Origin of the sequence: Luedemannella flava, assembly GCF_039528515.1 — a bacterium.
GTDB classification, from domain to species: domain Bacteria; phylum Actinomycetota; class Actinomycetes; order Mycobacteriales; family Micromonosporaceae; genus Luedemannella; species Luedemannella flava.
The window spans coordinates 1-22,728 of record NZ_BAAALT010000253.1 but is presented as its reverse complement, the minus strand read 5'-3'; the positions used below and the strand labels follow the sequence as shown (position 1 = coordinate 22,728).

Sequence of the window (22,728 nt, the reverse complement as noted above, 5' to 3'; positions counted from 1 at the left end):
CCCGTGCGGGTCGGGCCGGCGACGGCCCGACCGGGCCGGACGAGGCTGGGCTGGAAAGCGCGGGCGGATCCGTCGTGGCCGCGCCGGCGGGCGCCGCCGCGCCGGCCCCGAAGTCCGGCCGGGCCGGCCGGAACCTGCCGGCCGCGATCGGCGTGGGGGTCGGGCTCGGCGCCGCGGTGATCGTGTCGCTGTTCATCTGGCGCCCGGGCTTCCTCATCCTCGTGGCCATCGCGGTCAGCGTGGGCGTGTGGGAGATGGTGCGCGCCGTCGCCGGGTCGGGCGCCAAGCCGCCGCTGTTCCCGCTGCTCGCGGGCGGCGTACTCATGTCGGGTCTGGCCTGGTGGGGTCGGGCGGACGCGCTGACCTTCGGCCTGATCATCACGATCATCACCGTGTTCGTGTGGCGGCTTGCCGAGGGGCCCAACGGGTACGAGCGCGATGTGACCTCAGCCACACTTATCGCCGTATATGTGCCCTTCCTGGCGGGCTTCGCGGTGCTCCTGGCGGTGCCGCCGGACGGCGACCTGCGGGTGATCGTGGCGCTCGCGGCCGTGGTGCTGTCGGACACCGGTGGGTACATCGCCGGCGTGTTCTTCGGCAGGCACCCGATGGCGCCGTCGGTCAGCCCGAAGAAGTCATGGGAGGGCTTCGCCGGCTCGCTGGTCGCTACCTCGGTGGGCTGCGCGCTGCTGCTGTTCTTCCTGTTCGACGGGAAGCTGTGGCAGGGCGCGCTGTTCGGCCTGGGCGTGTCGGCGGCGGCCGTACTCGGTGATCTCGCCGAGTCGATGGTGAAGCGCGACCTGAAGATCAAGGACATGAGCAACCTGCTTCCGGGGCATGGTGGACTCATGGACCGCCTTGACTCGATCCTTTTCGCGGCGCCCACGGCATACGTCCTGTTCCTGCTGTTGGTGCCCGCCTCGTGAGCGGGCGTCCACCACGCCCGGATGCGTTATTCGGCGGACGTGGGACACTGGTGGGGTCATGACGACCCTGCCCGTGATCCAAATTTCCAGCCGCGCCCCGGAAAGTGGCGTCGTGCTGGCCCGGGGGACCGCCGAGCCGGCGGCTGCCGCGCGTCACCGTGCGGCCATGCCGCCACGGCATCTGGCGGACCTCGACCTGGCCGGGCGCAAGGCGGCGATCGCCGAGCTGGGGGAGAAGGGCTTCCGCGCCGCGCAGCTCTCCACGCACTACTTCGACCGGCTGGAGCGCGACCCCGCGGCGATGACCGACATCCCCGCCGGCGCGCGTGACCGGCTGGCCGAGGCGATGATGCCGCGGTTGCTGACCCCCGTGCGGGAGATGTCGACCGACGACGGGGCGACCCGCAAGACGCTCTGGCGGCTGCACGACGGTTCCCTCGTCGAGAGCGTCCTCATGGGCTATCCGGACCGGGTGACCGTCTGCGTGTCCTCCCAGGCCGGGTGCGGCATGGCCTGTCCGTTCTGCGCGACGGGTCAGGCGGGGCTCACCCGCAACCTCAGCACCGCCGAGATCGTCGACCAGGTCGTCTGGTTCGCGGGCATGGCGGCCTCGGGCGCCCTCACCGACTCGCCGGCCCGGCTGTCGCACGTCGTTTTCATGGGCATGGGCGAGCCGCTCGCCAACTACCCGCGGGTCATCGACGCGGTCCGTCGGCTCACGGCGCCCCCGCCGGAGGGTCTGGGCCTGTCGCAACGGCACATCACGGTCTCCACGGTGGGGCTGGTGCCGGCAATCCGACGGTTGACGGAAGAGGATCTCTCCGTGACCCTTGCGGTCTCGCTGCACGCGCCAGATGATGATCTGCGCGACGAGCTTGTGCCGGTGAACCAACGCTGGAAGGTAGCCGAAGTCTTGGATGCGGCCTGGGATTACGCAGCGCGTACGGGCCGGCGCGTATCCATCGAGTACGCAATGATCAAAAATGTCAACGACCATCCGTGGCGGGCTGACCTCCTGGGCAAGCTCCTGGCCAACCGGCTGGCGCACGTGAACCTCATCCCGTTGAACCCCACCCCGGGGTCGCGGTGGGACGCGAGCCCCAAGCCGGTGGAGCGGGAGTTCGTCCGGAGGCTGCGCGCCGCGGGAGTTCCGACTACTGTTCGGGACACCCGAGGCCGGGAAATTGACGGCGCGTGTGGCCAGCTTGCAGCTTCTACAAGCACCGTGAGCGCGAAGACTGAGCGCGGCAGCACCGCAGTCGCGAACGGAGGGTGGCACAGTGAGTGAGGGTCAGCGGTTTAGGCGTCGCGCTCTCCGGCGTGGCTACAAGGTCGACGAGGTGGACTCCTTCCTCGACCGCGTAGAGGCGACGCTGGCGGGTGACCCCATCGGCGCGCCGGTTACCGCCGGTGAGGTCCACGACGTCGTCTTCCGGGTCCGCTTCGGCGGTTACGACGAGTGGCAGGTCGACCTGCACCTCGACCGCGTGGAGCGGCAGCTCGCGGACATGGAGGAGCGCGGCGGCTTCACACGCCCCGCCGACTCGCGGCCGGCCCCCATGCGCGAGGACCGGTTCGCCGCACTGCGCGAGGAGCAGCAGCGCATGGCGCAGCCCATGCCGATGCGCCCCGTCGGCGCCAGCCTGCCGGGCGGCCCGATGGGCGGCCCGCCGCCCGCCATGGCACAGATGCAGGGCTCCCCGTTGCCGCAGCGCCCGCTCAACGGCGCGCCGATGGACGGCCCGATGGACCGCCCGCTCGCCGGGCAGCCGATGGCCGGCGGCCCGATGATGCCCGGCCAGCCCATGCCCGGCCAGCCCATGCCCGGGCAGCCGATGTCCGGCCCGCCCATGCAGGGCCACCCGATGCAGGGCCACCCCATGCCCGGCCAGCCGATGCCGGGGCAGCCCATGTCCGGCCCGCCGATGGACCGCCCGCCGTACGGCGCGGAGCGCACCGGCGGCATCCCGATCGGCGGCGACCGGCCGTACCCGCCGGACCGCACCCTTCCCCCGGGCATGATGGGCCCGATCTCCGGCCCGCCCTACGGTGAGCCGATGTCGCAGCAGCCGCTGCCGCAGCGCCCCATGCCGGGCGGCCCGCCGCCGATGGGCGGCCCCGTGGGCGGCATGACGCCGCCGCCGATGCCGCAGGTCCCGATGTCGCCGGCCGTCGGCGGTGGGCACAACTTCCCGCGCTTCGACGACACGGCCTTCACCCCGGGTGGGTACGGCAGCGGCGAGTTCCAGCAGCAGCCGCCCCGGCGTGAGTTCGAGCAGCAGCCGCCGCGTCGCGAGTTCGACGCGCCGCCGCCCGCGTCTCGCCACGACTACGACGAGCCTTCGCGGCACGACTACGACTCGTTCGCGGGCCGTCCCGGTGGTCTGGAGCAGTTCCAGGGCCGCCCCGACGACTCGTTCGCCGGCCGCCCCGGTGGCCTGGAGTCCTTCCAGGGCCGTCCCGACGACTCGTTCGCGGGCCGTCCGATGGGGATGGACTCGTTCGCGGGTCGCCCCGACGACTCGTTCGCCGGCCGCCCCGACATGGACTCGTTCGCCGGCCGGCCGGACTTCCCGATGTCGAACCGGCACGGCCGCCCGGACATGACCGGCGAGATGCACATGCCGAGCGACTTCAACAACCGCTACACGGGCAACGGCGCGTACGGCGGCGGCAACGGGGCGTACCCGAACGGCAACAGCGGCTACGACGGCGCCTACAACGGCAACGGCGCGTACGGTGGCGCCGGCGCGGTCGACACGATGAACCCCGAGGCGCAGCGCATCGACGAGATGCGGCGCGCCTTCACCGCCCGCCGCTTCGGCAGCGGCTACGACGCGAGCCAGGTCAACCGGCTCTTCGACGCCATCATCGCGTCGCTGTCGGGCCGCTCCGGCACCCCGATCGCCGAGTCGGAGCTGGACCCCAACCAGTTCAGCCTGGTGCCCGGCGGCTACTTCGAGGCCGAGGTGGAGCAGGCCCTGCGCCAGATCCGCGACCTCATCCGCTAGACCCTGACACGCGAAAGGGCGGGTGCGCTGCGCGCACCCGCCCTTTGCCGTACGTCAGTCGGCGTTGAGGCCGTTCTTGCGGAGCAGCCAGTCGGCGATCATGAAGAGGGCCAGGACGGCGGAGATGCCGACCAGCCAGACGTCCTCGGTCGTGCCGGTGTGGTTGCCGATCATCATGACCAACAGGATGGCGATCGTGACGACGCCGCCGATGCGCGCGAGCTTCACGTTGGTCGGCTTGTGCTGGTCGGGTGAGGTCACCGGCTCGTTGCCTGCCACGGCGGCTGTCCCTTCTGGTGATCGTCCGCGTCCCCGTTAGTGTGGCACGCCGCGCTGCGCACACGCGCCACGGAGTGCCCGTGGCGCCTCAGGTAGCGTCTGAACAGGCGGACAGTGGAGGGGAGCCGAAGGTGCGGATCACTGGCACGGGGCACGCGAGCATGCGGATCGACACGGCCGCGGGAAGCATCCTGTGCGACCCGTGGGTCAATCCGGCCTACTTCGCCTCATGGTTCCCGTTCCCCGACAACTCCCAGCTCGACTGGGAGCACCTCGGCAACTGCGACTACCTGTACGTGAGCCACCTGCACCGCGACCACTTCGACGCCGAGCACCTGAAGCGGTTCGTCACCAAGAAGGCCACGGTCCTGCTCCCGGAGTACCCGACGAGCGAGCTGGAGGACGAGCTGCGCGAGCTGGGTTTCACCAGCTTCCTGCGCACGGTCACCAACGAGGTCGTCGAGCTCGACGGCGGCCTCAAGGTCATGATCCAGGCGCTGACCAGCCCGACGGACGGCCCGATCGGCGACTCGTCGCTGTGGGTCGAGCACGACGGCGTGCGGCTGCTCAACCAGAACGACGCCCGCCCGACGGACCTGGACATCTTCGCCGAGCTGGGCCACGTGCACGCCCACATGCTGCAGTTCTCCGGCGCGATCTGGTACCCGATGGTGTACGAGCTGCCGCAGGCCGCGAAGACCGCGTTCGGCAGGCAGAAGCGCGAGCGGCAGTTCGACCGCACCTGGCGCTACATCAACGACCTCAAGGCGTCCCACGTCTTCCCGATCGCCGGCCCGCCGTGCTTCCTCGACGAGGAACTGTGGCAGTTCAACGACATCTTCGGCGACGAGGGCAACATCTTCCCCGACCAGTCGGTCTTCCTGTCGGAGTACGCGAAGGTCGGCGGCACCAACGGCGTCGTGCTCCTGCCGGGCAGCACCGCCGACGTGACGGCCACCGACTGCGTGGTCGGGCACCCCGTCGCTGACCTGGACGAGTTCTTCGCCAACAAGGAACAGCACCTCAAGGAGTACGCGCAGCGCCAGCGCCCGGTGATCGAGGCCCTCAAGGCGTCCTGGTCACACCCCGAGGTCGACGTGCTGGGGCAGATGAAGGCCCGCATCGAGCCGTTGCTGGACGAGTCGGTCTACCTCGCCAAGGGTGTCGGCGGCCCGGTCCGTATGGACCTGCTGGACGTCCCGACGGCCGCCGGCGAGCCGGGCCCGGTGATCGAGTCGATCGTGGTGGACTTCCCGGGCAAGCAGGTGCGCCACTACGTCGACGAGAAGGTGCGCTACCGCTTCCGCATGGAGCGCCGCCTCGTCGAGCACCTGCTGCACATCGGCGAGGTCGACTGGGTGAACTCGCTGTTCCTGTCCTGCCGCTTCTCGGCGGCCCGGGTGGGGCAGTACAACGAGTTCGTCTACGCGTTCTTCAAGTGCCTGTCCGAGGAGCGCCTGCAGTACGCCGAGGGCTGGTACGACGAGCACGAGCGCACCGTCGACGCCGAGGACATCACGCTCACCGACCCGGCCACCGGCCAGAGCTGGGACGTCCAGCGCCGCTGCCCGCACCTGAAGGCGGACCTGACCCGGTTCGGCATCGTTGCCGACGGCACGCTGACCTGCCAGCTGCACGGCTGGAAGTTCGACCTGGCGTCGGGCCGCTGCCTCACCAGCACGGGCCACCAGCTGCGCGCCCACCACACGGGAGAGCCGGCCCCGGCGGCACCGCCCGGGACCGGCTCCTGACCCGACGCCTCAGCGGGCGCCGAAGCGCGGCACCAGTACGGGCGCCCGCTCGCCCTGGTTCGGCGGGAGCCGCAGGGTCGTGCACCGCGCGGCGGTGTCGCACCGCTGCTGGGTGACATTCGTGCCGGCGATCGTCGCGACGATCATCGTGCTGGGGCTGTCCCAGAACTGGATGAACCGGCCCGTGCCGAGCGCGACGGGCCGCCACCGGCCGGCGTGCAGGTCGGCCACGCTGACGAGCTGGATCGCCGGCGGCGAGGCGGCCGTCGTCGACACCGCGATCGCCGCCCACCGGCCGTCGGGGGAGAGCATGCCGGTGTGCGTGTTACGGGCCACGGCCGTGCACACGCCCGTGTTGCCGAGCGGGATGGTGCCGCTCGCCGCGTCGACGGCGTCGACGCACGAGCCCACGACCCGCCGGCTGGCGTCGAGCCGGTCGACGCGGCGCAGCACCGTCGCGGTGCCGCCGAGGCTCCAGAACCAGGCGGACGTGGCAGAGGTCTGCATCGTGTTGGTGCGCAGGTTCCACACCGCGGCCAGCGTCGTCTGCGGCGTGGCCTGCGCCTGGCGCAGCAGCACGCGGTCGTTGCTGGTCCCGATGATGAGCGGCCCGTGGCCGCCCGCGAAGCGCTGCTGGGCCTTCAGCCGCAGCGTCGGCAGCTCGTGCGCGGACACGACCGGGTTGACGGCCGCGGTGCTCGGCGTGGCCGTCAGGCCGACGGCGACGAGCGTGCGGCCGTCGGGCGTGAGGTCCCAGATGCCGCGCACGTAGCCGATCCGGCGGCCGGCGCCCGTGGCGCCGTAGAAGTGCAGGGTGCGCTGCCGCTCGGTCTGGGCCTCCACGACCCAGCCACCCGGCACCTGGGCCGCGGCGGCCGCGGTCGTGCCACTGGGCAGGTCGAGCGCCCGTCGGGTCCCGTCGGGCCGGATGAGCTCGTTCCCGATGAGTACGGCGAGCCCGGCGGTGTTCACCCCGGGAGTCGGGACGGCGGGCACGGCGGCGTTGGCGCGGGCGATGCCGCCCGGCATGCGCGGGTCGCCCGAGCCGGGCATGAGCAGGCCCCAAGCCGCCACCAGCAGGACAATGTGGCGCGCTCGGCGCCCCACCTCAGGGTTGACCATGACCACTCCTTTCGGTGCCGCTTGGACAGGTAACAGGCACCAAAGCGACAAACGGGGTGATCAAGGACGAGGTTATCGCCGACGGCGGGCAGTCCGACCGGCTCACGCTGAGCACCGGCGCGCCGCCACGCCCGACCCGGCGCGCCGCCACGCGCGCCCGTAACCGGCCCGAAAAGGGTCAGCGGCCGAGGTCGGCCAGGATGCGGCGGGCGGCGTTGTGTCCGGCGGCGCCGATGACCGAGCCGGCCGGGTGGCAGCCCGCGCTGCCCGCGTAGAGGCCGTCCAAACCCGTCGCGTACGGCATCCGGTCGGTGAACGACGCCGTGTTGTCGACGTGGTGGATGTGCCCGCCCGTGATGCCGAAGTGGGCCTCCACGCCGGGCGGCGTGAGCGGCATGGCGTCCGCGACCAGGTCACCGGTCCCCGGCGCGTACCGGTCGCAGATGCCGAGCAGCCGGGTCACGTACGACGGCAGCAGGTCGTCCCACGTTCCCTCCGCCGGCGAGTACGGCACGGACTGCACGAACAGCGCCGACGAGTGGTGCCCGTCGGGGTCGCTCAGCGACGGGTCGACGGTCGTGTGCACGTACCACTCGATGGTCGGCTCGGCCGGCAGGCGACCGGCCTGCACGTCGGCCCACATGGCCCGCAGCTCCGCCATCGGCGAGCCGGCCGATGATTCCAATAGGGAAGCAGAGCCGGGCAGCAGGTGCACCGTCGACCCGAACGGGCTGCGCGCCCCCTCCGGCAGGCAGGAGAACCGCGGCAGGTCCCGCAGCGCCAGGTTCACCTTGAGCGTCGTGCCGGTGCGCCGCACCTGCGCCATCCGCGCCGGCAGCTCGGCCGGCAGGGCCCCGGCCGGCACGAGGCGCATCAGCGCGTACGGGTCGCACGCGCCCAGCACGACGGAGGCGCGGATCTGCGCACCCGACGCCGTGACGACGCCCGTGACCGCCCCGTCGGACACGCTCACCGACACCACGGGCGTACCCGGGAAGATCGAAGCTCCCGCCGCGCGGGCCGCGTCGGCGAACGTCGCCGACACCACCCCCATGCCGCCGCGCACGATCATCCAGGTGCCGTCGGCGCCGGGCAGCCGGCACATGTTGTGGACCAGGAAGTTGTGCCCGGTGCCCGGGTCGTCCGGGCCGGCGTTGAGCCCGGACAGCCCGTCGGTGACGGCGTACATCGAGACGAGCAGCTCGGACCGGAAGTCGAAGCGCGCCAGGTAGTCCGCGACCGAGCCGCGGACGAGGTCCACGAACGCGCCCTGCAGCGCGGGCCGCACATAGCGCGACGCGGTTTCCTCGACCGGCAACGGCTCCGCGAGCCACGCCGGCGCGAGATCGTCGCGCAGCGCGGCGAGTTCGGCCTGCATCGCGTCGTCCGCCGCGATGTCCTGCGGGGAGAAGAACCGTTCCAGCTGGTCCCGCGTCGCCGACCGGTCCGTGCCGAAGAGCAGGTACGGCGACCCGACCGGCCCGGGCGTCGGCAGGAAGTAGTGCGGGTCGCGCCGCAGCGTCGGCAGCGTCACGCCCAGCGTCCGCACGAGCTCGGGCGGCATGAGCCCCAGCAGGTACGACCCGGTGGAGTGCCCGAGACCCGGAACTTTCGGGAAGGGTCGCTCGGTGCGGGTGGCCCCGCCGATGATGTCAGACGCCTCCAGGACGACCACGGAAAGTCCGGCGCGGGCCAGCAGGATGGCCGACACCAGGCCGTTGTGGCCCGAGCCGACGATCACCACATCGGCGCTGGGAGGCAGCTGACCAGGGCTTTGGGTCGTCATAGCCGGTCAGCGTAGACGGACTGCTGGCGCCCGCGGGGTCAGACCCTACAGTTGGACCGGTCACGATCGGGAGGAAGTACATGTTCGCGTGGTGGGGGCGGTGCGTCGTCCGGTTCCGCTGGGCGGTGCTGGTCGCGACGGTCGCGTTGATCGGGGTCGGCGCCACCTGGGGCGCGGCGGTGTTCGGCTCGCTGACCGGTGGCGGCTTCAACGACACCAACAGCCCGTCGGCGAAGGCCCAGGAACGCATCGTGGCGCTGTGGGGCCGGCAGGACACCGACGTGCTGGTCCTCTACCGGTCCTCGACCCTCACCGTCGACCAGGACGGCTTCCAGAAGCCCATCACCGACCTGGTCACGACGCTGCGGGCGCGGCCCGAGGTCGCGAACGTGAACTCGCCCTACGAGCCCGTCGGCCAGGCGCTCGTGGCGCCCGACTGGCACTCGCTCGGCGTGTCGATCCGGCTCAAGGCCACCCCGTCCGACCCCGACGCGCAGGCCGAGGCCCTGGCGCGGATCGAGCCGCTGCTGGCGGTCCAGGGTCTGGAGCACGAGGTGGGCGGCCTCGTGCCGTTCGTCCGCGACGCCAACGAGCAGGTCGAGAACGACGTCACCCGCGCCGAGGTCATCTCGCTGCCCATCCTGTTCGTACTCATGATTCTGATCTTCCGGGGTCTCATCGCGGCGCTGACGCCGATCCTCGTCGGCGTCGTCTCGATCCTCGGCGCGCTCACCGTCACGCGGGTGCTCACCAACTTCACCGACGTGTCGGTCTTCGCCGTCAACGTGATCACGATGATCGGCCTGGGCATGGGCATCGACTACGCCCTGTTCGTGGTCAGCAGGTTCCGCGAGGAGCTCGCCGCCGGCCGCACCACCGCCGAGGCGGTCGAGCGCACCCTCGCGACCGCCGGCCGCACGGTCGCCGTCTCCGGCCTCGTCGTCACCCTCGCCCTGTCCGGCCTGGTCGCCTTCCCGCTGGGCTTCCTGCGCTCCATGGCCTACGGCGGCATGGCCGCCGTGGCCGTCGCGATGCTCGCGGCACTCACCGCCCTGCCCGCGCTGCTGGCCGTCCTCGGCCCCAGAATCGATCTGGTACGGGTACCCCTGCCGCGTCTGCGGGTTGGCGCCTCCTCGAAGAGTGACGACGGCGGCTGGGCCCGCCTGGCGCGCAGCGTCATGAACAAGCCGGTCCGCTACGCCCTGTTCGTTGTCGTGATCCTGGTGCTGCTCGCGCTGCCGTTCTCGAGGGCGAAGTTCGGCGGCTTCGACGAGCGCACCCTGCCCGAGGGCACGCCGTCGCGCAACGTCGCCGAGCGCCTGATCACCGAGTTCCCGAACGCGAACGTGGCCCCCGTGCTCGTGGTGCTGGAGAACCACGCGTCGGCCGCCGACGTGACGTCGTTCTTCGACCGGATCCGGGCCGTGCCCGGCGTGGCCACCTCGATGATCGTGAAGTCCGACGACCGGAACACGCTCATCGCCGTCAAGCTGACCGCCGAGGCGAGCAGCGAGCAGGCCCGCGAGACCGCCCTGGCGCTGCGGGCCGTCGCCCCGCCGCCCGGCGCGACTTCGTCCGTGACCGGCCGCCCCACGTACGACGCCGACCAGCTCGCCAGCCTCGGCGACCGGCTGCCGTGGATGGGCCTGTACGTCATGGTGGCCACGTTCATGCTGCTGTTCCTGGCCTTCGGCTCGCTGATCCTGCCGCTCAAGGCCATCCTCATGAACGTGATCTCGATCGGCGCGTCGTTCGGGGTCGTCGTGTGGATCTTCCAGGACGGCCACCTCGCGGACCTGCTGGGCTTCACGCCCACCGGCTACCTGGAACCCACCAACCTCATCCTCATGCTCGCCCTGCTGTTCGGCCTGTCGACCGACTACGAGGTGTTCCTGCTGTCGCGGGTCCGCGAGGAGTGGGACGCCACCGGCGACAACCGCCTGTCGGTGGCCCGCGGCCTGCAGCGCACCGGCGGCATCATCACGGCCGCCGCGCTGCTGCTCATCATCGTCGTCGCCGGCTTCGCCACCGGCGGTGCCGCCACGATCAAGATGCTGGGCATCGGCACGGTCGTGGCCGTCGCGGTCGACGCCGCCCTGGTCCGTACGCTGCTCGTCCCCGCGCTCATGCGGCTGCTCGGCGACTGGAACTGGTGGGCGCCCGGCCCGCTCGCCGGCGTCTACCGCCGCTACGGCATCAGCGAGGCCGAGACGCCGGCCGTCCCGAAGCAGCGTGCGGGCGCCCGTCCCCGTCCGGGGGCGCGTACCCGGTCATGATCGTCTTCCGTACCGAGCGGCTCGACATGCGTCGGTGGGGGCACGCCGACCACGCCCGCCTGTTCGACACGTACTCCCGCTGGGACGTCGCGGGCTGGCTCGGCGCGACACCCCGGGCGCTCGCGTCGATCGACGAGGCGGCCGGGGTCGTGGACCGCTGGGCCGCGCGCGCCGACGGGATCTACGGCGTCTGGGCCGTCGTGGTGCGCGAGACCGGCGTGATCGCGGGTACGGTCCTGCTCGTCCCGCTGCCCGACAACCCGGAGGAGATCGAGGTCGGGTGGCACTTCCACCCCGACTCGTGGGGCAACGGCTACGCCACCGAAGCGGCCCGCGGCGCGATCCTGCGCGGCTTCCTGGCCGGACTCCCGCACATCTACGCGGTGGTCCGCCCGGACAACACCCGGTCGCTCGCGGTCTGCCACCGCCTGGGCATGACGCCCCTGGGCCGCACCAACCGCTGGTACGGCGTCGACCTGGAGGCCTTCCGCCTGGACGCCCCCACCCCCTGACCCGCCGGACCCGTCCACGCTGCGCGGCCTCCAGCGCCCGCCCGCCACATGTGCGCTTCTGGCGAGTGCCGGGCGCCGCGATCCGCCAGATGTTCACATGTGGCGGGGTTGGACGCCCTCCGTCTCGCCAACTGTGAGCATCTGGCGGGGTGGGCGTGCCGTGTCGCCGGCAGGTGCGCGCTTCGGGGGGTGGGCGCGTCGCTCGTCAACGGGCCACGTCGTGCCTCGGTGGGGCGGGCGGGAGGTGGCGGAGGGTGGGTGGGCGTCCGCACAGGATCTTCACCTCGGTAGGTAAGAATGGCGGCGTGAGTGTCCGCGAGATCGTGCTGCTGGGGTCCACCGGGTCGATCGGCACGCAGGCCATCGACATCGTCCGGCGCAATCCGGACCGGTTCCGGGTGGTCGGGATCGGGGCGGGCGGGGGACAGGTCGAGTTGCTCGCCGCGCAGGCGTTGGAGCTCGGCGTCGAGGTCGTCGGGGTGGCCCGGGCGTCGACCGCGCAGGATCTGCAGCTGGCGTTCTACGCCGAGGCGTCCAGGCGCGGGTACGCGAAGGGCGGGTTCCGGATCCCGAAGATCCTCGCGGGGCCGCAGGCCATGACCGAGCTGGCCGCGTGGCCGTGCGACGTGGTGCTCAACGGCGTCGTGGGGTCGCTCGGGCTCGCGCCCACGCTGGCGGCGCTGGCTTCCGGACGTACTCTGGCGTTGGCCAACAAGGAGTCGCTCGTGGCCGGCGGCCCGCTTGTGAGAGCGGCCACCCAGCGCGCCGGGCAGATCGTGCCCGTCGATTCGGAGCATTCGGCGCTCTCCCAGTGCCTGCGCGCCGGCACCGACAACGAAGTCCGAAGAATGATCCTGACCGCCAGTGGCGGGGCGTTCCGGGGGCGACGGCGCGAGGAGTTGGCCGAGGTCACCGTCGAGGAGGCGCTCAAGCACCCGACGTGGGACATGGGGCCGGTCGTCACGATCAACTCGGCGACGCTCATGAACAAAGGGCTTGAGGTCATCGAGGCGCACGAGCTGTACGGCGTCCCGTATGACCGGATCGAGGTCATGGTGCACCCGCAGTCGGTGATCCACTCGCTGGTGGAGTTCACGGACGGGTCGACGATGGCGCAGTGCAGCCCGCCGGACATGCGGCTGCCGATCGCGCTCGCGCTCGGCTGGCCGGACCGGGTGCCCGACGCCGCGGCGCCGGTCGACTGGACGCTCGCGCACACCTGGGAGCTGCGGCCGCTGGACAACGAGGCGTTCCCGGCGGTGGAGCTGGCCAAGCGCGCCGGCGAGGCCGGGAAGTGCCGGCCGGCGATCTTCAACGCGGCCAACGAGGAGTGTGTGGCCGCTTTCACAGCGGGGCGGCTGCCGTTCCTGGCCATCGTCGAGACGGTGGAACGGGTCCTCGCGCAGGCCCCGGACTTCGACGAACCAGGTACCGTCGAGGAGGTGCTCGCGGCCGAGACGTGGGCACGGGAGCGGGCGCGCGAGCTGGTCGCGGCCCCGGAAGGAGCCCGGTAGTGCTGCAGGTGGCGGGCATTGTGGCGTTTGCCCTGACAATCTTCGTCTCGGTGTGTCTGCACGAGGCCGGGCACATGCTCACGGCCAAGGCGTTCGGGATGAAGGTCACAGAGTACTTCGCGGGCTTCGGCCCGAAGCTGTGGTCGTTCCGGCGCGGCGAGACGGAGTACGGACTCAAGGGCATCCCGCTCGGCGGCTACGTCAAGATCGTCGGGATGACGCCGCACGATGAGGACGTCGCGCCCGAGGACGAGCACCGCGCCATGTGGCGCCGGCCCGTCTGGCAGCGCACGATCGTGCTGGTCGCCGGCTCCGCGACGCACATGATCCTCGCTGTGGTCGGCATCTGGCTCATGGCGATGACCTACGGCATGCCGAACCCGGCGCTGCCGAAGGGCAACCTGTCCCAGCCCGCCGTGGTCAAGGTCGAGGCGTGTGCCGTCGTCGACGAGAACCGTCACGGGTGCCTGGCTTCGGACCCGTCGAGCCCCGCGGCCGCGGCAGGCTTCGAGACCGGCGACCGGATCACGGCCGTGAACGGCACCCCCATCAGCACCTGGGAGGACGCCGTCAAGACGATCCAGGCGCTCCCCGCCGGGACGGCGGCGAAGATCAGCGTCGACCGGGCCGGCGCGCCGCTCGTGATGATCGTCAGGCCGGCCGCGGTCCAGCGCGCGGAGCTCAAGGACGACGGCTCCGAAGGCGCGGTGCGTCCGGCCTCCGCGATCGGCATCAGCGGCGTGGCGACCATTCCCGCGAACGTCACGTACGGCCCCGTGGACGCCGTCGGCGTCACCGTCGACCGCACCGGCGACCTGTTCACCGGCACGTTCACCGCGCTCAAGAAGTTCCCCGAGAAGGTCCCGAAGCTGTGGACCGCGATCACGGGCGGCGAGCGCGACCCGGACACCCCGGTCAGCGTCGTCGGCGTGAGCCGGCTGGGCGGCGAGGCCGTCGAGCACGGCCTGTGGAGCATGTTCTGGGGCCTGTTCATCGGCTTCAACTTCTTCGTCGGCATCTTCAACCTGCTGCCGCTGCTGCCGCTCGACGGCGGCCACCTGGCGGTCATCTGGTTCGAGAAGGTGCGCTCCTGGATCTACCGGCTCTTCAAGCGGCCGGATCCGGGTCGGGTCAATTACATGAAGTTGATGCCGTTGACCTACGCCGTCATCCTTGTCTTCGGCGCGATCACCCTCCTGACGGTGGGCGCCGACATCGTCAATCCCGTGACCCTCTTCCCAAGGTGAGCAGCGTGACCGCGATCAGTCTCGGAATGCCGACCGTCCACAGCCTGCCCGGGGAGTCGTTGGCCCCGCGCCGCAAGAGCCGCCGGATCATGGTCGGCTCGGTGCCGGTCGGTGGCGGCGCGCCGGTCTCGGTGCAGTCGATGACGACCACCCTGACCGCCGACGTCAACGCGACGCTGCAGCAGATCGCGCAGCTCACCGCGTCGGGCTGCCAGATCGTACGGGTCGCCGTGCCGTCGCAGGACGACGTCGAGGCGCTGCCGGCGATCGCGAAGAAGTCGCAGATCCCGGTGATCGCCGACATCCACTTCCAGCCGAAGTACGTGTTCGCCGCGATCGACGCCGGCTGTGCGGCGGTCCGGGTGAACCCGGGAAATATTCGGCAGTTCGACGACAAGGTCGGCGAGATCGCGAAGGCGGCCTCCGACGCCGGGGTGCCGATCCGGATCGGGGTGAACGCGGGATCCCTGGACAAGCGCCTGCTGCAGAAGTACGGCAAGGCCACACCCGAGGCGCTGGTCGAGTCGGCGCTGTGGGAGTGCTCGCTGTTCGAGGAGCACGGCTTCCGCGACATCAAGATCTCGGTCAAGCACAACGACCCGGTCGTGATGATCCAGGCGTACCGGCAGCTGGCGCTGGCGTGCGACTACCCGCTCCACCTGGGGGTTACCGAGGCGGGGCCCGCGTTCCAGGGCACGATCAAGTCGTCGGTGGCGTTCGGCGCGCTCCTGGCCGAGGGCATCGGCGACACCATCCGCGTGTCGCTGTCCGCCCCGCCGGTCGAGGAGGTCAAGGTCGGCAACGCCATCCTGGAATCGTTGGGGTTGCGCGAGCGGGGCTTGGAGATCGTCTCCTGCCCGTCGTGCGGGCGGGCCCAGGTGGACGTCTACACGCTCGCCGAGCAGGTGACCGCCGCGCTGGAGGGCTTCCCCGCCCCGCTGCGCGTCGCCGTCATGGGCTGCGTCGTCAACGGCCCGGGCGAGGCCCGCGAGGCCGACCTGGGGGTGGCCTCGGGTAACGGGAAGGGCCAGATCTTCGTCAAGGGCGAGGTCATCAAGACCGTCCCTGAATCGCAGATCGTCGACACCCTGGTCGAGGAGGCCCTCCGCCTGGCCGACGAGATGGGCGTGGACCTCCCGGAGGAGCTCCGCGACCTGGCCGGCCCGGTCGTCACCGTTCACTAACCGCCCGCGGGCTGTGGCGAACAAGGGTCGCTATGTGGCCCCAACCCGCCCCAGCCCGGCTGTGGGTCAGCTCCCGTCCGCGAGGATCCTCCTGGATCATCTCGTAGCCGTGCATGGGCCGAAACCAGGAAACCCGGTTGCGAAACCGTACGGTCGTACTGTTAAGTTCGTTCACGATGACGACCAAGACCCTTGCCTCCCGCCTCCTGCCTGATCACGGCGTCGCGCGCACCCTGGCGTCCGCGACGTTCGTCAACACGCTCGGCAACGGGCTGTGGGGGACGGTCAGCGCGCTCTACCTGCACAAGATCATCGGGATGTCGTTCGGGCAGATCGGCGTCGCGCTCACCGCCGCCGCGCTCGTCAACCTCGTCGCCAGCGCTCCGCTGGGTTACCTCGCGGACCGGCTCGGCCCGCGCGGCATGCAGGCCGGGTTCCTCCTCGCCCAGGCCGCGTGCGCCGCCTCGTTGCTCGTCGTGCGGTCCTTCCCGGCGTACCTCGTGGTGGCCGTGCTCACCGCGGTCGCCGACGCCGGGTCGCGCGGCGGGCGTGGCGCGATGATCGCCGGCGCGATCCCGGCCGACCAGCGGGTACGCACGCGCGCCTACCTGCGCGCCACCACCAACCTGGGCATGTCGCTCGGCGCCGTCGGCGCGGGCGTCGGGCTCGCCGTGGACACCCGTGCCGGGTACCTGACGCTCATCGCCGCCGACGGGCTCACCTACCTGATCGCGGCGGCCCTGTGCGCGCGGCTGCCGCACGTGCCGCCGGTGCCGCACGAGCCCGGCGCCCCGCGCCTCGTGGCGCTGCGCGACCGCCCGTTCCTGGCCTGCACGCTGCTCGACGGGATCATCTCGATCCACTTCGACGTACTGGAGATCGCGCTGCCGCTGTGGATCGTCACCCAGACCGCCGCGCCGGCCTGGATGGTGGCCGTGGCGCTGCTCATCAACACGACGATGGTGGTGCTGCTGCAGGTGCGCGCCTCCCGGGGCACCGAGGAACTCGCGGCGGCCGCCCGGGCCTCCCGGATCGGCAGCCTGCTCATCGGGGCCGCGTGCCTGTTCTACGCCGGGTCGGCCGGCGTCTCCACGGGCACCGCGATCGCGTTGCTCGCCGTGGGGAGCTTCGTGCACGTACTCGGGGAGTTGCGGCAGTCGGCGGCCGGGTGGGGCATCTCCTTCGGCCTCGCCCCGGCCCACGCGCAGGGGCAGTACCAGGGGGCGTACTCGATGGGCTTCCAGCTCGGGCACCTGGCCGCGCCGCTGCTGCTGACCACCGTCGTGCTCGGTCTCGGGCGGCTGGGCTGGGTGTTGCTGGGCCTGCTGTTCGCCGTCACCGGCGCGGCGGTCCCGCCGGTGGTGGCCTGGGCGCGGCGCCGTATGGTGGAGCGCGCCGAGACCGGGCCGGGGGAGCCTTCGGCTCCTGAAATCAACGCCAAGGAGCCTTCGGCTCCTGAAAGCCGTTCAGTTCTGGCAGGCTAATGAATATGTTGACGGTGGCGGCGCGCCGGGTTGGTGAGACCGACCGCGCGGTGGTGGAGCGGCTGCTCGACGAGGAGCCGTATGCCGCCGCGCAGGTCGCCGAGCGCATCGCCTCCGGCGGCATCGGTTGGTGGCGCGGCGACGCCCGCATCTTCGGCTACGGCTCGCGCCGGCAGCTCGAGTCGCTGTGCTGGCTCGGCGCCAACCTGATCCCCGTGCGGGCCAACCCCGCGGCCGTGGCGGCCTTCGCCGACCTGGCCCGCCGCTCCCCGCGCACCTGCTCCTCGCTCGTCGGCGACGCCGACGCGGTGCTGGAGCTGTGGCGCCGGCTGGAGAACTCGTGGGGCCCGGCGCGCGAGGTCCGCGCGTGCCAGCCGCTGCTCGCGACGAGCGCGCCGTCGTCGGTCACCCCCGATCCGGGAGTACGCCTCGTGCGCCCGGAGGAGATCGATGTGCTCTTCCCGGCGTCGGTGGCCATGTACACCGAGGAGGTCGGGGTGTCGCCGCTGCTCGGCGGCGGCGAACGCGACTACCGCGAACGCGTGACCGAGCTGATCCGCGGCCGTCGGGCGTACGCCCGGATTGTGAACGGCCGTGTCCTGTTCAAGGCCGAGCTGGCCGTGGTGACCCGGCACACCGCCCAGGTGCAGGGCGTCTGGGTGGCGCCGGAGCTGCGCGGGCAGGGGCTCGCCACGGCCGGGATGGCGGCCGTCGTCGAGGACGCGCTGCGTCGCGTCGCGCCGAGCGTGAGCCTCTACGTCAACGACTACAACTTCGCCGCCCGGCAGGTCTACGCCCGGTGCGGGTTCCGCCAGGCGGGCACGTTCGCGACTGTCCTGCTTTAAGGACTCGTCAGTAGGTTGCGCATCTCGCCGCGCGGCGTATTCGCCTCGTGTGACGATCGGTTCGGCCATCGCGGAAGGGGCCGGCATGGGGCTGATCGTCAAACAGATCGGGGACAGTACGACGAAGTACTACTGGTACCCCGGCGACACCCGGGAGTACCGTCGGGCGCTTATCGCGCTCGGTTCAGGGGCGGGCGCGTTCGCCCTCGTCTACCTCGTGACCCGCAGCGTCCTGGCCGCCACCACGGTCGGCACGTCGGTCACGGCGCTGCTGGCGGGCCTGAATCTGGGCCGCCGCGACGCGCACGCGCTGGCCGGCTTCCCGGACGTGGACGGGCGCGCGGCCGGGCGGGCGGCGGTGGCCCACTCGGGGCGCGCGGTGTGGCGCGCCGTCGTCGAGGGCGTCGGCATGGCGGCCGCGGCGGTCGCGATCGCGAACCTCGCGGCGGACGGGTTCGTGGCGAACTGGGTGCTGCCGGTCGTGCCGGCCGCGGTCGGCGCGTGCGCCCACCAGGCGGGCATGCTGATGCGCAGGATGGAGAAGCAGGTCTCGACGGCGCAGACGCACGCCGGGCGGCGCAACGTGGCGCCCTCGCGCGGGGTGGCTGTTCCGTTGCGGGACACGCCTTGACGGTTGCCGGTACGCTCCGGGCGTGTCCGAGGAGGCCGGCAACGACGTTGTAGTGGATCCCGTCGCGGGTGACGCGGCCGGGATCGTGGTGCGGGGCGTCACCCGCCGGTTCGGGTCGGCGGAGGCGTTGCGCGGCATCGACCTCTCCGCGCCGTACGGTCAGATCACGGCGCTCGTCGGGCCCAACGGGGCCGGCAAGACGACGCTGCTGCTGATCCTCGCCACGCTGCTCACGCCCACGTCGGGCGAGGTGCGGGTGGCCGGGCTCGACCCGGCCACCGACCCGGACGGCGTGCGCGCCCGGATGGGCTGGATGCCGGACGCCCTCGGCGTCTACGAGCAGCTGACCCCCCGGGAGTACCTGACCTTCTTCGCCGAGGCGTACCGGATCGATCCGGCGGCCGTGGCCGGGCGGGTGACCGGGCTGTTGGCCCGCGTGCACCTGGCCGAGCATGCCGACCAGCCGGTGCACGTGCTGTCGCGGGGCCAGAAGCAGCGGTTGGGCCTGGCCCGGGCGATGGTGCACGAGCCGAGGGTGCTGCTGCTCGACGAGCCGGCGGCCGGGCTCGACCCGCGCTCCCGCGCCGAGCTGCGCGACCTGCTGCGCGAGCTGGCCGCCAGCGGCGTGGCCGTGCTGGTGTCCAGCCACATCCTGTCCGAGCTGGAGGAGCTCGCCGACCGGGTGGTGTTCGTCGCCGAGGGCCGCACGGTGGAGGAGGACGAGATCGCCGGCGTGGCCCGGTTCGTGGTGAGCGGCTGGCGGGTCCGGGCGCTCGACGACGCGGCCCTGACGGCGGCCCTCACGGCGCGCGGCGTCGCGCCGTTGGCCACCTCGGCGGCGGGCAGCGACCTGCCGCCCATGTCGGAGACCGACGCCGCCGCGCTGCTCGCGGCACTGGTCGGCGACGACGTCCCGGTCGTCGCGTTCGGCCCGATCGGCGGCCAGCTGGAGGCGGCCTACCTGGCCCTGAACAAGGAGCGCCGATGAGTGCCCGGGCTGTACTGCTCGTTGCGCGGCAGGAGATTCGGACGCGGCTGCGCACCGGGCGGTGGCGGTGGCTGCTGGCCAGCTGGGTGGTCGTGGTCGGCATCTTCACGCTGCTGGTGACCCTGGCGCTGGAGGCGACCAACGACGTCCACTACAACGACTTCGAGAACCCCCCGCCGCCGCCCTCGATCGGGCCGGCGCTGTTCACCATCCTGATCATTGTCGTGTTCAGCCTCATCATGGTCGTGTCGCCCGCGCTGACGGCGCAGAGCATCAACGGCGACCGGGAGCGCGGCACGCTCGCCGTCCTGCAGGTCACCCGGCTGCGGCCCGCCGAGATCGCCGTCGGCAAGCTCCTCGCCGGCTGGGGCGTGGGCGTCGCGGCGCTCGCGCTGACGTTCCCCTTCGCGCTGTGGCCGCTCGTCTACGGCGGCGTCGGCGCGTGGCGCATCCCCATCGTCTACCTCATCATGGCCGTCCTGCTCGGCGTCGTGTGCGCGGTGGCGCAGGCGCTGTCGGTCCTCGTCGTGCGGGGCATCACCTCGACGATGCTGGCCTACGCGTCGGTGTTCGCCCTCTGCATCGGCACCCTCATCGTGTACGGCCTGATGGGCGCCGCGTTCACCCAGGAGCGCACAGTCGTGCTCCCCGAGGGCCAGGGCAGCTACACGACCACGTCGCCGAGCGACAACATCTGGTGGGTGCTGGCGCCGAATCCGTTCGTCGTCCTCCTCGACGCGTCGCCGGTCGCGCCCGAGCCGCCCCGCGACGCGTACAACCAGGACCCGCTCAAGGACCTGCAGTCCTCGATCCGCTCGTCGCGGCAGCCGGCGGACGAGGACCCCTACGACGCGCCGCTCGTGTGGCCGTACGGGTTGGCCGCCAACCTGGTGCTCGGCGTCGGCTCCGTGCTGATCACGATCCGCCGCCTGCGGGCGCCCGCGACCTCAGTGCCGCGCGGGGTGCGGATCGCCTAGGCGGCCCCGACGAACGCGAGCAGCGCGCGGCGCAACGCGACGCCGAGGCGGTCCGCGCGCACATGCAGTTCGTCGCGGAGCACCAGGGGCAGGCCGGTGAGGTCCAACCGCGCCTGCAGGGCCAGGTCCTCGCCGACGACGCGCTCCTCGTAGGCCACCTCGCTGGCGACCGTCGCCGCGCCCGGCAGCGGCTCGCCGCCGATGTCGCGCAGCAGCATCTTGGTGTAGACGACGGTGCTGGTCAGCGACTCCGGACGCATGACGAACAGGATCGTCTTGACCGCCCCGGCGTCCAGCTCCTCCAGCCGCAGCAGCAGCTGGAACGGTGCGCGGTAGACGTAGGTGGCCCGTCGTCGTTGGCGCAGCGGCCGCAGGCCGGCCGCGACGCCCGGATCCTCGGGGTTGTCGAACCACTGCGTCTGCGTGCTGCGGAACCCGTCCGGCTCGAGGACCACGTCGTACGGCTCGACGACCTTCTCCTCGCCCGCGCCGAACGTCCCGGCGTGCACGAACGGGAAGTGCGCCACGTCGAGGAAGTTGTCGGCCACGAACCCCGCGGGCGCGGGTGTGGACGCGGGCCGCAGCCACGCGCCGACGAAGGCGCCGTCCTCGACGTCGGGCTCGGTGAACAGCGGCACGAGCGGCTCGGCCGGCGCGAGCCACACCAGGCCCCAGCGCACCGTGAGCCCGTACGGGACCGGGTCGGCGCGCAGCGTGGCGACGTCGCGCCACACCGTCCACTGGCGACCGAGCAGCGTGACCCGCGTCGGCCCGGCGGGGGAGCCGAGTTCGGTGGCGAACGCGACCGGGTGCCAGGCCCGCGCCAGCGCCGGGTCCTCGTTCGTCAGAACGCCCGCGCCGCCGACCGCCGCCGCGGGCTCCGGCGGCAGCGCGGCGAGGTCCTCGGCGTGGACCCGCACCCTGCCGGCGTCCTCCAGGCACCGCACCGCGTGAAGCGAGGCGCGCGGCGGCACGGTCGCCTGTGGGCCGAGCGATGGAATTTCCAGGCACGACCCGTCGGCCCCGAATTCCCACCCGTGGTACGCGCAGCGCAGCCGCCCGCCCGCGACGTCGCCGGCCGCGAGGGGCACGAGCCGGTGCGGGCACCGGTCGGCGAAGACCACCGGCGGCCCGTCCCCGGTGAGCCGGACGACCATGACCGGACGACCGTCCACGATGACCTGACGGGGCGTCGTGGTGACCTCCGCCCCGGCGATCAGGTCGATCCACCCGGCTGTCACGCGTCCATGGTCACTCCGCGTCGTTACGTCGTCGTTTCGCGGGCCCGGTTGACGCTCCGTAGCGGTAGCCGTGAGACGGAGCGGTCGCTATCGTACGGATGACGTCGATGTAGCCGGGCGGTCAACCGTCCCCGGCCCGATCGGAGTCCGTCGGCAGCCACTCGCGCCAAGCGGGCCGCACGGACCGGATGAGGGAGACGTGTTGGCCGGGAGACGGACGGGACGCGCGTTCGCCATCGGTGTCGGGGCGACCTGCGTGTTACTGGGCATTCTGATCATCGCGCCGCGCGGGCTGACGGTTCCGCTGGCCGACGAGGCCTACGCGTTGGCTGACAGGTACGCCGGGGTGCTGGCGCTGCTCGCCCTCACCGGCGCGGTCGTCGCGGGCCTGGTGGCGGCGTTGCACGGGCCGCTGGGCCCGACGCAGCGGCTGCGGATGCAGACCGTGCACCGGGCCGCGTCCACGGCCGCGGTCGGCGCGCTGGCCCTCCACATCGTCATCAAGGTCGTCGCCGACGAGGTGTCACCCGGCCAGGCGGTCGTCCCCACCCACGCCCTGACCTGGCAGTCCGGCCACGTCGTCGCGGTCGGGCTCGGCAGCCTCTCGGCGTACCTGCTGCTCTTCATCGTCGTGACCGGCGTGGCGCGCGGCTGGTTCGCGGGGACGGGCCGCCCGGTGCGGTGGCGGGTGCTGCACTCGATGGCGTACGCGTGCTGGTTCTTCTCGGCCTGGCACGGACTCACGGCCGGCCGCCACCCCGCCACCTGGGTCACGGTGAGTTACCTCGTGTGTGGCTTCCTGTGCGCGGCCACGGTCGTGGTGCGGCTCGTGGAGCGGCAGCGCCGGCGCACCCGGGCGCTGACGTCCACGGGCACGGGCGCCCTGCTCAAGGCGAGCGTGCCCGCCGCGCCGACGCGGTCCGGCGGCGGGGCGCACGCGGCCGGGGTCCGCCC

The 22,728-nt window shown here is 72.1% G+C and carries 18 protein-coding genes and 1 pseudogene; 15 read left to right on the top strand and 4 right to left on the bottom strand.

Annotation, left to right across the window (positions count from 1 at the left end):
• From ABD211_RS28760 to ABD211_RS33980, 3 genes and pseudogenes are all read left to right on the top strand, one after another.
• The coding region (locus ABD211_RS28760) for a phosphatidate cytidylyltransferase (RefSeq protein WP_344138608.1) at positions 1 to 926 on the top strand (926 nt) is incomplete at its 5' end.
• Positions 927 to 984: 58 nt separating this feature from the next.
• Positions 985 to 2,214 (top strand): dual-specificity RNA methyltransferase RlmN, encoded by a 1,230-nt coding sequence (rlmN, locus tag ABD211_RS28755; protein ID WP_344138606.1) that lies wholly within the window; start codon positions 985 to 987, stop codon positions 2,212 to 2,214.
• Positions 2,207 to 2,471, top strand: a pseudogene (locus ABD211_RS33980) (DivIVA domain-containing protein); the annotation flags it as partial. The gene rlmN and the pseudogene ABD211_RS33980, both read left to right, overlap by 8 nt.
• 1,520 nt (positions 2,472 to 3,991) lie before the next feature.
• On the opposite strand, the gene ABD211_RS28745 reads toward ABD211_RS33980, so the two are convergent.
• Entirely contained in the window at positions 3,992 to 4,216 is a 225-nt protein-coding gene (locus tag ABD211_RS28745; protein WP_344138602.1) for a DUF2631 domain-containing protein, read from the bottom strand.
• 131 nt (positions 4,217 to 4,347) lie between these two features.
• On the opposite strand from ABD211_RS28745, the gene ABD211_RS28740 reads away from it, so the two are divergent.
• Complete coding sequence (locus ABD211_RS28740; RefSeq protein WP_344138600.1) at positions 4,348 to 5,967, top strand: Rieske 2Fe-2S domain-containing protein; 1,620 nt, start codon at positions 4,348 to 4,350, stop codon at positions 5,965 to 5,967.
• A gap of 9 nt (positions 5,968 to 5,976) precedes the next feature.
• Here the strand turns inward: ABD211_RS28740 and ABD211_RS28735 are convergent, their stop codons facing one another.
• A complete protein-coding gene (locus ABD211_RS28735) occupies positions 5,977 to 7,089 on the bottom strand; it encodes a hypothetical protein (protein ID WP_344138598.1) in 1,113 nt (370 codons plus the stop codon).
• Positions 7,090 to 7,267: 178 nt separating this feature from the next.
• On the bottom strand, positions 7,268 to 8,875 hold the full coding sequence (locus ABD211_RS28730; RefSeq protein WP_344138596.1) for a phytoene desaturase family protein: 1,608 nt from the start codon (positions 8,873 to 8,875) through the stop codon (positions 7,268 to 7,270).
• 80 nt (positions 8,876 to 8,955) lie between these two features.
• Between ABD211_RS28730 and ABD211_RS28725 the strand changes: the two genes are divergently transcribed.
• The 10 genes from ABD211_RS28725 (at position 8,956) to ABD211_RS28680 (ending at position 20,533) form a co-directional block, all read left to right on the top strand.
• Positions 8,956 to 11,151, top strand: a complete 2,196-nt coding sequence (locus ABD211_RS28725; protein WP_344138594.1) for an MMPL family transporter — start codon at positions 8,956 to 8,958, stop codon at positions 11,149 to 11,151.
• Positions 11,148 to 11,663 carry a GNAT family N-acetyltransferase gene (locus tag ABD211_RS28720; protein ID WP_344138592.1) on the top strand — a complete coding sequence of 172 codons (516 nt, stop codon included), beginning with the start codon at positions 11,148 to 11,150 and terminating at the stop codon, positions 11,661 to 11,663. Before ABD211_RS28725 ends, ABD211_RS28720 begins: the two co-directional genes overlap by 4 nt.
• 323 nt (positions 11,664 to 11,986) lie before the next feature.
• Positions 11,987 to 13,177 carry a 1-deoxy-D-xylulose-5-phosphate reductoisomerase gene (gene dxr / locus ABD211_RS28715; protein ID WP_344138609.1) on the top strand — a complete coding sequence of 397 codons (1,191 nt, stop codon included), beginning with the start codon at positions 11,987 to 11,989 and terminating at the stop codon, positions 13,175 to 13,177.
• A complete protein-coding gene (locus ABD211_RS28710; protein ID WP_344138590.1) occupies positions 13,177 to 14,424 on the top strand; it encodes a M50 family metallopeptidase in 1,248 nt (415 codons plus the stop codon). Before dxr ends, ABD211_RS28710 begins: the two co-directional genes overlap by 1 nt.
• 5 nt (positions 14,425 to 14,429) lie before the next feature.
• Positions 14,430 to 15,608 (top strand): flavodoxin-dependent (E)-4-hydroxy-3-methylbut-2-enyl-diphosphate synthase, encoded by a 1,179-nt coding sequence (gene ispG / locus ABD211_RS28705; RefSeq protein WP_344138588.1) that lies wholly within the window; start codon positions 14,430 to 14,432, stop codon positions 15,606 to 15,608.
• Positions 15,609 to 15,784: 176 nt separating this feature from the next.
• Complete coding sequence (locus tag ABD211_RS28700) at positions 15,785 to 17,092, top strand: MFS transporter (protein ID WP_344138586.1); 1,308 nt, start codon at positions 15,785 to 15,787, stop codon at positions 17,090 to 17,092.
• 5 nt (positions 17,093 to 17,097) lie between these two features.
• Positions 17,098 to 17,937, top strand: a complete 840-nt coding sequence (locus ABD211_RS28695; RefSeq protein WP_344138584.1) for a GNAT family N-acetyltransferase — start codon at positions 17,098 to 17,100, stop codon at positions 17,935 to 17,937.
• A gap of 85 nt (positions 17,938 to 18,022) precedes the next feature.
• On the top strand, positions 18,023 to 18,568 hold the full coding sequence (locus ABD211_RS28690; protein ID WP_344138582.1) for a hypothetical protein: 546 nt from the start codon (positions 18,023 to 18,025) through the stop codon (positions 18,566 to 18,568).
• Positions 18,569 to 18,590: 22 nt separating this feature from the next.
• On the top strand, positions 18,591 to 19,556 hold the full coding sequence (locus ABD211_RS28685) for an ABC transporter ATP-binding protein (protein ID WP_344138580.1): 966 nt from the start codon (positions 18,591 to 18,593) through the stop codon (positions 19,554 to 19,556).
• On the top strand, positions 19,553 to 20,533 hold the full coding sequence (locus ABD211_RS28680; protein ID WP_344138578.1) for an ABC transporter permease: 981 nt from the start codon (positions 19,553 to 19,555) through the stop codon (positions 20,531 to 20,533). The genes ABD211_RS28685 and ABD211_RS28680 overlap by 4 nt, the downstream gene beginning before the upstream one ends.
• Here the strand turns inward: ABD211_RS28680 and ABD211_RS28675 are convergent.
• Positions 20,530 to 21,774 carry a Rieske 2Fe-2S domain-containing protein gene (locus tag ABD211_RS28675; protein WP_344138576.1) on the bottom strand — a complete coding sequence of 415 codons (1,245 nt, stop codon included), beginning with the start codon at positions 21,772 to 21,774 and terminating at the stop codon, positions 20,530 to 20,532. The genes ABD211_RS28680 and ABD211_RS28675 overlap by 4 nt on opposite strands.
• A gap of 256 nt (positions 21,775 to 22,030) precedes the next feature.
• On the opposite strand from ABD211_RS28675, the gene ABD211_RS28670 reads away from it, so the two are divergent.
• Positions 22,031 to 22,728: ferric reductase-like transmembrane domain-containing protein (locus tag ABD211_RS28670; protein ID WP_486336267.1), on the top strand; the 698-nt coding region annotated here is incomplete at its 3' end.